At 69.6% G+C, this 12,998-nt stretch carries 7 protein-coding genes; 3 read left to right on the forward strand and 4 right to left on the reverse strand.

From position 1 onward, the window contains the following. Both NRY95_11950 and NRY95_11955 read left to right on the forward strand, forming a co-directional pair. Positions 1-2,649, forward strand: a complete 2,649-nt coding sequence (locus tag NRY95_11950; GenBank protein UYC14467.1) for an EAL domain-containing protein — start codon at positions 1-3, stop codon at positions 2,647-2,649. Positions 2,650-2,707: 58 nt separating this feature from the next. Further along, on the forward strand, positions 2,708-5,629 hold the full coding sequence (locus NRY95_11955; GenBank protein UYC14468.1) for a diguanylate cyclase: 2,922 nt from the start codon (positions 2,708-2,710) through the stop codon (positions 5,627-5,629). 426 nt (positions 5,630-6,055) lie between these two features. Here the strand turns inward: NRY95_11955 and acnB are convergent, their stop codons facing one another. From acnB to NRY95_11970, 3 genes are read right to left on the reverse strand one after another with little or no spacing between them, the layout of a single operon-like run. Beyond that, positions 6,056-8,647 carry a bifunctional aconitate hydratase 2/2-methylisocitrate dehydratase gene (gene acnB / locus NRY95_11960; GenBank protein UYC14469.1) on the reverse strand — a complete coding sequence of 864 codons (2,592 nt, stop codon included), beginning with the start codon at positions 8,645-8,647 and terminating at the stop codon, positions 6,056-6,058. A gap of 52 nt (positions 8,648-8,699) precedes the next feature. Continuing rightward, positions 8,700-9,107 carry a type II toxin-antitoxin system VapC family toxin gene (locus NRY95_11965; protein UYC14470.1) on the reverse strand — a complete coding sequence of 136 codons (408 nt, stop codon included), beginning with the start codon at positions 9,105-9,107 and terminating at the stop codon, positions 8,700-8,702. After that, positions 9,104-9,361, reverse strand: a complete 258-nt coding sequence (locus NRY95_11970; protein ID UYC14471.1) for an AbrB/MazE/SpoVT family DNA-binding domain-containing protein — start codon at positions 9,359-9,361, stop codon at positions 9,104-9,106. Before NRY95_11970 ends, NRY95_11965 begins: the two co-directional genes overlap by 4 nt. A 148-nt stretch (positions 9,362-9,509) precedes the next feature. Between NRY95_11970 and acnA the strand changes: the two genes are divergently transcribed. Then, on the forward strand, positions 9,510-12,278 hold the full coding sequence (gene acnA, locus NRY95_11975) for an aconitate hydratase AcnA (protein UYC14472.1): 2,769 nt from the start codon (positions 9,510-9,512) through the stop codon (positions 12,276-12,278). 192 nt (positions 12,279-12,470) lie between these two features. Here acnA and NRY95_11980 read toward each other — a convergent pair whose 3' ends face one another. Then, positions 12,471-12,869, reverse strand: a complete 399-nt coding sequence (locus NRY95_11980; GenBank protein ID UYC14473.1) for a nuclear transport factor 2 family protein — start codon at positions 12,867-12,869, stop codon at positions 12,471-12,473. Positions 12,870-12,998 lie beyond the last annotated feature (129 nt).

Here is a 12,998-nt window from a genome sequence, read left to right on the forward strand (position 1 = left end):
ATGCCACGCCAGCGCGTCCGCCCCCCGAACGCGCCCAGCGACGCCGCTGCGGCCGCGGCGCCCGGCCTGGGCGGGCTGCAGGAGTCCGAGCAGGCCCTGCTGAGTTGCCTGCAGCAGGCGCCCGACGGCGTGGTGGTGATCGACGCCGACGCGCGCATCCTCGCCTTCAACCAGACCGCCGAGGCGCTGTGGGGCCTGTCGCAGTCGCAGGTGCTGGGGCGTTCGCTCGGCGAGCTGGTGGCGGACGACGCGCGCGCGGCGTTCCTGGCCAGGTGCATGCGCCAGCGCACCGACACGCCCGGCGACGGCTACGAACTGCAGTTGCCGGGCAACGACGGCGTGCAACGCTGGGTATCGGTCAGCGCAGCCACGGTGCCGCAGCAGCCGGCGCCGCTGTATGTGGTGTTCGTGCGCGACATCAGCGCCGAACGCGAGCGCGACGCCAGGATGCGGCTGCTGTCGCTGGCCCTGGACCGCAGCGACAACGCCATCGTGGTGTGCGACCCGAAGTTGGCGATCCTGTACGTCAATGCCGGGTTCGCGCACATGTTCAGCTATGACGCCGAGGAAGTGCGCGGGCTGCTGCCGAGCAGCGTGCTGCCGGGCGCCGGCACCGACATGCAGGCGGTACGACTGACCCGCGAACGCGTGGTCAGCGGCGTGGGCCACCAGACCGACCTGCTGGTCTACCGCAAGGACGGCACGCCGTTGTGGACCACGCTGATGGCCAACCCGATCGCCGACGCGGACGGCGGCATCCAGCACTACGTGCTCTCGTTCACCGACATCACCCAGAGCAAGATGCACGAGATCCTGCACAAGAACGTGCTCGATGCGCTGGTCCGCGAACAGCCGCTGGTCGACGTGGCCGCGCTGATCTGCAGCGAGGTCGAGCGCATCGCCCCGCAGGTGGTGGCCTCGATCATCAGCGTCGACGGCGACGGGCGGCTGCACCCGCTGGCCTCGCCGAGCCTGCCGACCGTCTTCAACGAGGCGGTCGAAGCCATGCGCGTGGGTCCCGCCGCCGGTGCCTGCGGCGCCGCGATCTGGCGCGGCAAGCAGGTGCTGGTGCGCGATGCCGCCACCGATCCGCTGTTCGCCGAGCACCGCGCGCTGGTGCAGCGCCTGGGCCTGGGCAGTTGCGTGGCCAGCCCGATCAAGTCCAGCGGCGGGCGCGTGCTCGGCAGTTTCGCGCTGTATTACCGCGAGTCATGCGAGCCGCAGGCCTGGCACCTGCGGCTGATCGAGCTGTGCCTGCACCTGTGCGCGCTGGCGCTGGAGCGCGAGCAGACCAAGGCGCGCGTGCACCAGCTGGCGTTCTACGACTCGCTGACCGGTCTGCCCAACCGGGTGATGTTCAGCGCCCGCGCCGAGCAGGCGCTGGCCGCCGCCGAATACCACGCGTTTCCGGTGGCGATCCTGTTCGTCGACATCGACCGCTTCAAGCGCGTCAACGAGACCCAGGGCCATGCCGCCGGCGACGGCATGCTGCGCGACATCGCGCGGCGCCTGGGCGAGACCTTGAACGCGACCGACCTGATCGGCCGCCAGGCCGGCGACGAGTTCGTGCTGATGCTGCCGCAATGCGGCGCCGAGCAGGCCGCCGGGGTCGCCGAGCGCCTGTTGCTGGCGCTGGCCGAGCCGCTGGTGGTCGGCCACGTGACCCTGCACCCGGGCGCCAGCATCGGCGTGGCGATGTTCCCCGACGACGGCCGCGACATCGAGACGCTGCTGCGCCACGCCGACCTGGCCATGTACCGGGCCAAGAACGAAGGCGGCGGCAGTTTCCGCTTCTTCAGCGCCGACATGAACCGCATGGCGCAGGAACGCGTGGCGCTGGAGACCGCGCTGCGCGAAGCGTTGCGCCGCGACCAGCTGCAATTGCACTACCAGCCGCAGCTGCACAGCCAGCCGCCCTATGCGCTGTATGGCGTGGAAGCGCTGCTGCGCTGGCAGCACCCGCATCTGGGCGACATCTCGCCGGCGCGCTTCGTGCCCATGGCCGAGGAATGCGGGCTGATCGAGGAACTCGGCCAGTGGGTGCTGCGCCAGGCCTGCCGGCAGATGTCCGACTGGCGCCTGCGCGGCGTGCCGGTGCCGCGCGTGGCGATCAACCTGTCGGCCAGCAACTTCGCCGATGCGCAGTTGCCGGCGCGCGTGGCCCAGGTGCTGAGCGCGCATGCGCTGGGGCCCGGCGACCTGGCGCTGGAGATGACCGAGAGCGTCATGCTGTCCAACGCCCCGGCGGTGCTGGACAACCTGCGTCAATTGCAGGCCAGCGGCGTGCGCCTGTCGCTGGACGATTTCGGCACCGGCTATTCCAGCCTCAGCCATCTGCACCAGCTGCCGGTCAACGAACTCAAGCTGGACATGAGCTTCGTGCGCGACCTGGAACACAGCGAGACCGCACGCGCGCTGACCACCTCGGTGCTGCGCATCGGCGAGAGCCTGCGCATGCATACGGTCGCCGAGGGCGTCGAAACCGAAGCGCAGCGGGCCTTCCTGTCGCAGCTCGGCTGCGACGTGCTGCAGGGGTTCCTGTTCGCGCCGGCGTTGCCGGCGCTGCAGTTGGAGCGCTGGATTGGCGCGCACCAAGCCCACGCGGAGTCGGCCACGCCGCCCGCAACGCCCGGCACTGCACCGCCTTAGCCGATCGCGGCACAATTATTGCTTGATCCGCAGCACGTTTTTCATCCCCCGTCAGGCAATGCCGATCCGCTTCCTGTTGTCGCTGCTGCTGTGGTCCGCCAGTGCTGCGCTCGCCGCGCAGACGCTGCGGCCTGCCTATCCCGACGTCGTGCGCCGCTTTTCCACCCACGATGGCCTGCCGCAGAATTCGGTGAACGCGATCGTGCAGGACCGCGACGGTTTTCTGTGGCTGGGCACCTTCGGCGGACTGGCGCGCTTCGACGGCAGCGAGTTCAGCGTCTACCGCAGCCTGGCCGACAGCGGCCCTTCCAGCGATCGCATCCTGCAACTGCTCGAGGACCAGCGCGGCCAGCTGTGGATCGGCAGCGAGGACGCCGGGGTCAGCGTCTACCGCGACGGCCGCTTCCTGCGACTGGACGTGTGCGGCGGCCGCTGCCTGATCCGCCGCTTCGTCGCCACGGCCGATGGCAGCGTGTGGGTGCTGAGCAGCGCCGGCGCCTACCGGATCGACCCGCGCAGCCTGCGCACCGTCGAGCAGCAGCCGCAGGCGCTGGAGACGACCGCCGCGCTCGGTGGCGACGAGCAGCTCTATCTGGGGGGGCAAGGCCTGTGGCGGCTGCGCCAGGGACGCCGCGAAGCGGTGCCGCTGCCGGCCGGGGAAACCCGGGTCAGTTCGCTGCACAGCGAAGGCAGCGTGCTGTGGGTGGGCGCCGGCGCGGCCCTGTACCGCTACGACACGCTGCGCCGGCAATGGCTGCGTGCCGCGGCACCGGTCCGCGGCACGCAGGCGCTGGCCCGCGATGCGCAGCAACGGCTGTGGGCGGTCGATGTCGATGGGCAGGTGTTCCGCGACGACGACGATGGCGGCGGGCTGCGGCCGTTGGCGACCCCGGCGCTACCGGCGGCGCGCAGCCTGCTCAACGACCGCGACGGCAACCTGTGGCTGGGCAGCAACGCGCGCGGCCTGCTGCGCATCGCACGCTCGCGCATCGGCCTGCTCAACGACACCCGGCAGGGCATGGACCTGCCCGGCCTGCCGCTGACCGGCGACGGCAGCGGCGGACTGTGGCTGGGCACCGTGTGCGGCGGACTGCGGCACTGGGATGCGCCCAGCGGACGCCTGCGCCGCTGGTCGCTGCAAGCGGCGCTCGGCAACGAGTGCGTGTGGTCGCTGCACCGCGACGAGGCCGGCGGACTGTGGATCGGCACCGTCGACGGCCGCGTCGGCTATCTGTCGCCCGACGCGCAGGACGACCGCGCGGCCCGCGACAGCGACGCCTATCGCAGCCGGGCGCTGCGGCTGGTCGCGCAATGGCCGGACCAGTTGCCGATCCGCGCCCTGTACCGCACCGCCAAACACAAGCTGCTGGTGGCCAGCGGCCACGGCGTGTATGCGATCCCGGTCGACGCCGGCGGCGAGACCGGCACCCCGCAGCGCATCCCCGGCCTGCCCGGCAGCGTCAGCCTGATCCAGCCGGCGCAGCAGGGCGGCCTGTGGCTGGCCGGCGGCGAAGGCGTGGTGCGCTGGCGGCGGCAGCGGGTGGTGGAGCGCTGGAGCACCGGCAATGGCCTGTCCAGCCGCTTCGTGCGCTCGCTGTACGAACAGCCCGACGGCACGCTGTGGATCGGCACCTATGGCGGCGGCCTCAACCGCATCGGCAACGGCCGCGTGCAGCGTTTCGATCGCGGCAGCGGCCTGTTCGACGACGTGGTCTCGTGCATGGTCGCCGACGCGCGCGGCGGGCTGTGGCTCAGCGGCAACCGCGGCATTTCCCTGCTGCTGCCGGAGGAACTGGCCAAGGCCGCCGCCGGCAGCGCGGAGTTGAGCGCGATCGGCTTTTCCGAAAGCGACGGCCTGGAGCCGGCCGAAACCAACGGCGGCGGACAGCCGGCATGCCTGCGCGATAGCGCCGGCACGCTGTGGTTCCCGCTGATTTCCGGCTTCGCCCAGATCGATCCGCTCGCGCTCGGCCAGCGCCGCGCGCAGGCGCCGCCGGTGCGGATCCAGTCGCTCGACGTCGGCGGCCGCAGCCTGCCGCTGGCAGCGCAGCTGCGCCTGCCGCCGCACAGCCGCGACATCGAAGTGGGCTTCACCGCGATCAACCTCAGCGCGCCGGAGAAGACCCGCTTCCGCTACCGGCTGACCCGCCCGGGGCAGGACCCGGCGTGGACCGACATCGGCGCGCAGCGCAGCCTGCACTTCCCGCTGCTGCCATGGGACGACAGCACCCTGGAAATCATCGCGGGCAGCGATACCGGCGCCTGGTCGACCACGCCGGCACGGCTGCGCTTCCGGCAGCCCTCGCCGTGGTATCTGTCGCCGCTGGGCTGGGGTGCGGCGGCGGTGACGCTGATCGCCGCGCTGCTGCTCGGCTGGCGTCTCCATGGCTACCGGCTGCGCCGTCAGCACGACCTGCTGGCGCAACTGGTGAGCACGCGTACCCAGGAACTGGAGCAGGCCAACCGCCGCCTCGCCGACCAGGCGCAGCGCGACCCGGTCACCGGCATCGCCAACCATCGCCACTTCGTCGAAAGCCAGCAGCGGCTGTGGGAACAGATGCAGGCGCAGCAGCGGCCGTTGGCGCTGCTGATGATCGACATCGACGAATTCAAGCGCTTCAACGACCATTACGGCCATCTCGCCGGCGACGACTGCCTGCGCGTGGTGGCGATGGCGATGGCCGCGCAGCTGCGCGAGGACGGCGTGCTGGCGCGCTACGGCGGCGAGGAATTCGTGGCGCTGCTGCCCGGCTGCGACAGCGAGGCGGCGCATGCGGTCGGCGAGCGGCTGCGGCAGGCGGTGCTGGGCTGCGCGGTGGCGCACGCGCCGGACGCGCGCCATCGGTTGGTGACGGTCAGCATCGGCTGCGCCAGCAAGTGGCCGAGCGCCGGCCTGTCGAGCACGCGCCTGACCAACCTCGCCGACCAGGCCCTGTACCGGGCCAAGGAGAACGGCCGCAACCGGGTCGAGAGCGCCTGAGTGGTCCTGTGCCGCCGCGAGCGTGCCGACCTCGCCAAGCTGGCGCGGCACGGTTTTTCGAGTCGCCGAGCGTGGCGCGAAAGCGGCCGGCATTCCTGCAGTCGGGACTGAAGTCCTTCCCACGACTGCCACCCGATCGCCGAGCCGAGCCCCCTGTGGGAGCGACTTCAGTCGCGACGAACGAAGCGGCACGCCTTGCGCGCCAGGCTACCTCAGCACCGACGCTGCAGCCCGCAGCGTGCCAGCGCGCGCCTGCGCAAAGCATCCTGGCCGCTCGAACGCATCAGGCCGCTGCAACGAACCGGACCCACGCGCGATCGTCCAGCGCCCATCGCGCTCGCGACACCGTGCAATCGATGCGCGACGCCGCAAACGAAAAAGCCCGGCATCGCCGGGCCTCCTCGTCGCAGCGTTCGACCGCCTGGATCAGGCGGTGACCGTCTCGGCCACGTCCTGGTATTCCTGGATCCGATCGAAGTTCATGTAGCGGTAGATCTGCTCGCCGCTGGTCTTGATCACGCCCACGTCGGCCATGTACTCGTCCTTGGTCGGGATGCGACCCAGGCGCGAGCAGATCGCCGCCAGTTCCGCCGAGCCCAGGTACACGTTGGTGTTGCGGCCCAGGCGGTTGGGGAAGTTGCGGGTGGAGGTGGAGAACACCGTGGCGCCCTCGCGCGCCTGCGCCTGGTTGCCCATGCACAGCGAGCAGCCCGGCATTTCCATGCGCGCGCCGGCCGCGCCGAAGGTGCCGTAGTGGCCTTCCTTGGTCAGCTCGGAGGCGTCCATCTTGGTCGGCGGCGCGACCCACAGCCGGGTCGGGATGTCGCGCTTGCCTTCCAGCAGCTTGGCCGCGGCGCGGAAGTGGCCGATGTTGGTCATGCACGAGCCGATGAACACCTCGTCGATCGCCGCACCGGCGACCTCGGACAGCGTCTTGACGTCGTCCGGATCGTTCGGGCAGGCCACGATCGGCTCGTGGATGTCGGCCAGGTCGATCTCGATCACCGCCGCGTACTCGGCGTCGGCATCGGGCTCGAGCAGCTGCGGATCGGCCAGCCATTCCTCCATCTTCTTGATCCGGCGGCCCAGGGTGCGCGCATCGGCGTAGCCCTCGGCGATCATCCAGCGCAGCAGGGTGATGTTGCTGGTCAGGTATTCGATGATCGGCGCCTTGTCCAGGCGCACGCTGCAACCGGCGGCGGAGCGCTCGGCCGAGGCGTCGGACAGCTCGAACGCCTGCTCCACCTTCAGGTTCGGCAAGCCTTCGATCTCCAGGATGCGGCCGGAGAAGATGTTCTTCTTGCCCTGCTTGGCCACGGTCAGCAGGCCGTCCTTGATCGCGTACAGCGGGATCGCGTTGACCAGGTCGCGCAGGGTCACGCCCGGCTGCATCTCGCCCTTGAAGCGCACCAGCACCGATTCGGGCATGTCCAGCGGCATGACCCCGGTGGCCGCGGCGAAGGCGACCAGGCCGGAGCCGGCCGGGAACGAGATGCCGATCGGGAAGCGGGTGTGCGAGTCGCCGCCGGTGCCGACGGTGTCGGGCAGCAGCATGCGGTTGAGCCAGCTGTGGATCACGCCGTCGCCCGGCCGCAGCGACACGCCGCCGCGGGTGGAGATGAATTCCGGCAGGGTGTGGTGGGTCTTGACGTCCACCGGCTTCGGATACGCGGCGGTGTGGCAGAACGACTGCATCACCAGGTCGGCGGAGAAGCCCAGGCAGGCCAGGTCCTTGAGCTCGTCGCGGGTCATCGGCCCGGTGGTGTCCTGCGAGCCCACCGAGGTCATCTTCGGCTCGCAATAGGTGCCCGGGCGCATGCCCTGGCCTTCCGCCAGACCGCAGGCGCGGCCGACCATCTTCTGCGCCAGCGAGAAGCCCTTGCCGGTATCCGGCGGCACCATCGGCAGGCGGAACAGGTCCGAGGCCGGCAGGCCGAGGAACTCGCGCGCCTTGGCGGTCAGGCCGCGGCCGACGATCAGCGGGATGCGGCCGCCGGCGCGCACTTCGTCGAACAGCACGTCCGACTTCATCGCGAACTCGGCGATCACCTGCCCGTTCTTCAGCGCCTTGCCGTCGTACGGACGCAGCTCGACCACGTCGCCGTGCTCCATCTGCGACACGTCCAGCTCGATCGGCAGCGCACCGGCGTCCTCCATGGTGTTGTAGAAGATCGGCGCGATCTTCGAACCCAGGCACACGCCGCCGAAGCGCTTGTTCGGAATGAACGGAATGTCTTCGCCGGTCCACCACAGCACCGAGTTGGTCGCCGACTTGCGCGAGGACCCGGTGCCGACCACGTCGCCGACGTAGGCGACCAGGTGGCCCTTGGCCTTGAGGTCGGCGATCGCCTGGATCGGGCCGCGCTTGCCGTCCTCTTCCGGCACGAACGCGGCGCCGTCACGCTTGTTCTTCAGCATCGCCAGCGCGTGCATCGGGATGTCCGGGCGCGTGGTCGCGTCCGGGGCCGGCGACAGGTCGTCGGTGTTGGTCTCGCCCGGCACCTTGAACACGGTGATGGTCAGGCTCTGCGGCACTTCCGGCTTGCTGGTGAACCACTCGGCCTGCGCCCAGCTCTGCAGCACCGCCTTGGCGTGCGCGTTGCCGGCCTCGGCCTTTTCCTGCACGTCGTGGAACGCATCGAAGATCAGCAGCGTGTGCTTCAGGCCTTCGGCGGCGACCGCGCCGAGTTCGGCATTGTCCAGCAGCTCGATCAGTGGATGGATGTTGTAGCCGCCGAGCATGGTGCCGAGCAGTTCGGTGGCGCGGGTGGGCGAGATCAGCGGGGTCTGCTCGGTGCCGAAGGCGAGCGCGGCCAGGTACGAGGCCTTGACCTTGGCCGCGTCGTCGACGCCGGCCGGCACGCGCTGGCTCAGCAGCTCGACCAGGAACTGTTCTTCGCCGGCGGGCGGCTGCTTCAGCAGCTCGACGACCTCGGCGGTCTGCTGCGCGCTCAGCGGCAGCGGCGGGATACCGAGCGCGGCGCGCTCTGCAACGTGGTGGCGATAGGCTTCCAACATGCGGGTTCTCCGGAAATTTCGGTAGGGGTGAGCGGTAAACAAATGGTCGGCGTCAGGCGGACGGCTTGGGCACGATGATCTTCAGGCCCTTGAAGTAGTCGCGGAAAAAGCCGTCGTCGCGGGTGATCAGGCCATCGCATTGCAGCAGCGCATGCGCGCCGATCAGGAAATCGGCCACCACCCGCTCGCGCTGGCCGCCGCGGGCGCGGAAACGGCGCTGCATCTCGCCGGCGCGCAAGGCCGACTTGGCTTCCAGCGCGTTGAAGCGGATGCTCATGTCCTCCAGCACCGACAGCGCCTCGGCGCCGTCGCGCAGCGCGCCGCAGACTTCGGCCAGGACGATGTCGCAGACCACCACCGGGCCGGTGCTCAGGCACTGGCGCAGGCAGGCTTCGGCGGCATCGGCCTGCGGGCCGTCGGCCAGCAGGTCCACCAGCACCGAGGAGTCGATCGCGATCATGCCTTGGGGTCGGGTCCGAACGGATCGCCCGGCGCGCGGCCGCGGATCGCGCGCATCGCCTCGTCGGTACTGGCGAAGCCGTCGAGCTTGAAGCGGCCGCGGGCGCGCGAGATCGCATCGTCCACGCTCTTGCGCAGGATGATGCGGCCACCGTCCAGTTCCACCTTCAGGATGGTGCCCTTGCTCAGCCCCAGCGCGTCGCGCACGGCCTTGGGCAAGGTGATCTGACCGCGCTCGGCGACGGTGGCTTCCATGGGCGGGCTCCGCAAGGTATGCACGAATTTTACATACTTCAGGCGTCATACTCAAGCCCGCATACAGTCCCGGTCACACCATCCGTACACACTGAATCGGTCAGAATGACCGCAGTCCCTACAGCCGCGACGCCATAGGAGTTCCGTGATGAGCGATTCCTTTTCCACCCGTGCCTCGCTCGAGGTCAACGGCAAACGCTACGCCTACTACAGCCTGTCCAAGCTCGCCGAGCGCTTCGACATCGGCCGCCTGCCCTACTCGCTGAAGATCCTGCTGGAAAACCTGCTGCGCCACGAAGACGGCGGCATCACCGTCGGCAAGGACCACATCGAGGCGGTGGCGAAGTGGGATCCCAAGGCGGAACCCGACACCGAGATCGCGTTCATGCCGGCGCGGGTGGTGCTGCAGGACTTCACCGGCGTGCCGTGCGTGGTCGACCTGGCCGCGATGCGCGATGCGGTGGTCAAGCTCGGCGGACGCCCGGAGCAGATCAACCCGCTGATCCCCTCGGAACTGGTGATCGACCATTCGGTGCAGGTGGACGTGTTCGGCAAGGCCGACGCGCTCGACCTCAACGGCAAGATCGAATTCCAGCGCAACAAGGAGCGCTACGGTTTCCTGCGCTGGGGCCAGAAGGCGTTCGACAACTTCAAGGTGGTGCCGCCGAACACCGGCATCGTGCACCAGGTGAACCTGGAACACCTGGCGCGGGTGGTGATGACCGGCGAGCGCGACGGCGAGGCGATCGCCTATCCGGACACGGTGTTCGGCACCGACAGCCATACCACCATGATCAACGGCATCGGCGTGCTCGGCTGGGGCGTGGGCGGCATCGAGGCGGAAGCGGCGATGCTCGGCCAGCCCTCGTCGATGCTGATCCCGCAGGTGGTCGGCTTCAAGCTGACCGGCAGGCTGCCCGAAGGCGCCACCGCCACCGACCTGGTGCTGACGGTGACGCAGATGCTGCGCAAGCACGGCGTGGTCGGCAAGTTCGTCGAATTCTTCGGCGAAGGCCTGCAGCACCTGCCGCTGGCCGACCGCGCCACCATCGGCAACATGGCCCCGGAGTACGGCGCCACCTGCGGCATCTTCCCGGTCGACGCCGAATCGCTGACCTACCTGCGCCTGTCCGGGCGCAGCGAGGAGCAGATCGCGCTGGTCGAGGCATATGCGAAGGCGCAGGGCCTGTGGCACGACGCCGATAGCACGCATGCCGCCTACAGCGCCACGCTGGAGCTGGACATGGGCCAGGTCAAGCCGTCGCTGGCCGGCCCCAAGCGGCCGCAGGACCGGGTGCTGCTGGAAGACATGCAGCGCAATTTCCGCGACAGCCTGGTGCCCTTCGCCGAAGCGCGCAACAAGCGCCACAGCGACGCCAAGCAGGAGGACCGGCTCAAGAACGAAGGCGGCGGCGGCACCGCGGTCGGCGCCAAGGCCTCGCAGGCCGAGACCGGCGAAGACAGCGGCGCCGGCTGGCAGCTGCGCGACGGCTCGGTGGTGATCGCCGCGATCACCTCCTGCACCAACACCTCCAATCCGGCGGTGATGCTCGGCGCCGGGCTGCTGGCGCGCAATGCCGTGGCCAAGGGCCTGAAGGCGCAGCCCTGGGTCAAGACCTCGCTCGGGCCAGGTTCGCTGGTGGTCACCGACTACCTGAAGAAGGCCGGGGTCATGGACGACCTGGAGCGCCTGGGGTTCTACGTGGTCGGCTACGGCTGCACCACCTGCATCGGCAATTCCGGCCCGCTGCCGGACGACGTGTCGGCGGCGATCGCCAGGGACGACCTGGTGGTGGCCTCGGTGCTGTCGGGCAACCGCAACTTCGAAGGCCGCGTGCACCCGGAAGTGAAGATGAACTACCTGGCCTCGCCGCCGCTGGTGGTCGCCTACGCCATCGCCGGCACCACCGACATCGACCTCACCAACGATCCGCTGGGCACCGGCAGCGACGGCCAGCCGGTGTACCTGCGCGATATCTGGCCGAGCAACAAGGAGATCGGCGACACCATCGCCGCCACCGTCGGTCCGGAGATGTTCAAGCAGAACTATGCCGACGTGTTCAAGGGCGACAGCCGCTGGGCCGCGATCGCCTCGCCCGACGGCGAGCTGTACGCCTGGGACGCGGCCTCCACCTACATCAAGAACCCGCCCTACTTCGACGGCATGACCATGCAGGTCGGAAGCATCGACGATGTGCACGGCGCGCGCGTGCTCGGCCTGTTCGGCGACTCGATCACCACCGACCACATCTCCCCGGCCGGCAACATCAAGAAGGACTCGCCGGCGGGCCGCTTCCTGCAGGAACGCGGGGTGCAGCCGGCCGACTTCAACAGCTACGGCAGCCGCCGCGGCAACGACGATGTGATGGTGCGCGGCACCTTCGCCAACATCCGCATCAAGAACCTGATGTTCGGCGGCGAAGAAGGCGGCAACACGCTGTACCGCGGGCCCGACGGCGCGCAGCCGCAGAAGCTGGCGATCTACGACGCGGCGCTGAAGTACAAGGCCGACGGCGTGCCGCTGGTGGTGATCGCCGGCAAGGAGTACGGCACCGGCTCCTCGCGCGACTGGGCGGCCAAGGGCACCAACCTGCTCGGGGTCAAGGCGGTGATCGCCGAGAGCTTCGAGCGCATCCACCGCTCCAACCTGGTCGGCATGGGCGTGCTGCCGCTGCAGTTCCTGGACAACGAGAACGCGCAGTCGCTGGGCCTGGACGGCTCGGAAGTGTTCGACATCACCGGGCTGCAGGACGGCGCCAGCAAGCGCGCCACCGTCGATGCGAAGAAGGCCGACGGCAGCGTCAAGCAGTTCCAGGTCAAGGTACTGCTGCTGACGCCGAAGGAAGTGGAGTACTTCAAGCACGGCGGCCTGCTGCAGTACGTGCTGCGCCAGCTGGCGGCGCGCAAGGCGGCCTGATCGGCCATGGCGGCGCGGCGCCTGCACGGGCGCCGCGCACGCTCGCGCGGGGACGCACCGCCACGCACGCGCACCGCCTTTTCATCGGCACCGCGTTTCGAAACAACGGGTCTTTGCCCGCCAGACAGACCGTATTGAAGGCGCCCCGTTTCAAGAACGGGGCGATTGCCGTTTGGCGCTACGCACGGCTCGCTACGGCGCTGCATTCCATTGCGCATGCCGCAGCCGCCAGCGCCCGTCCTGCTCGCGCCAGCCGGTGACCACCTCGTAGCGCTGCATCCGCTCCGGCAACACGCGCGCATCGCCGCCGCTGACCACCGCGTCGAAGCGTACCGTGGCGTCGTCGCCCTGCAACGCGATCGACAGCGGTCCGGTGTTCACCCCGATCCGCGCGTTGGCCAGGAATTGCGCGCGCAACAGGTTGTGCAGCGCAGCACGATCCATCCCCGCCTCGCCCGCGAAATCGTCGGCCACCGCGGCCATCGCATCGCGCAGGCGATGTTCCTCCACCGCCTCCTGCATGGCGGCGATGTCCTTGCGCAGCCGCTGTTCCGCCGAATCGCGCTGGCAGCCGGGCAAGGCCAGCAGCAACGCGCATCCCCATCCCCACGCCCATGCCTGTCGCATCCGGATTCCTCCTCGGCTTCGCCTTTTCCATGCGGAACGGTATCCTGCCACTCGCCACGCCGCAGCGTTGCGTCGGCGTGCGGCAGCATTCCA

It is taken from the genome of Xanthomonas campestris pv. phormiicola (genome assembly GCA_025666215.1).
GTDB classification, from domain to species: Bacteria; Pseudomonadota; Gammaproteobacteria; order Xanthomonadales; family Xanthomonadaceae; genus Xanthomonas_A; species Xanthomonas_A campestris_A.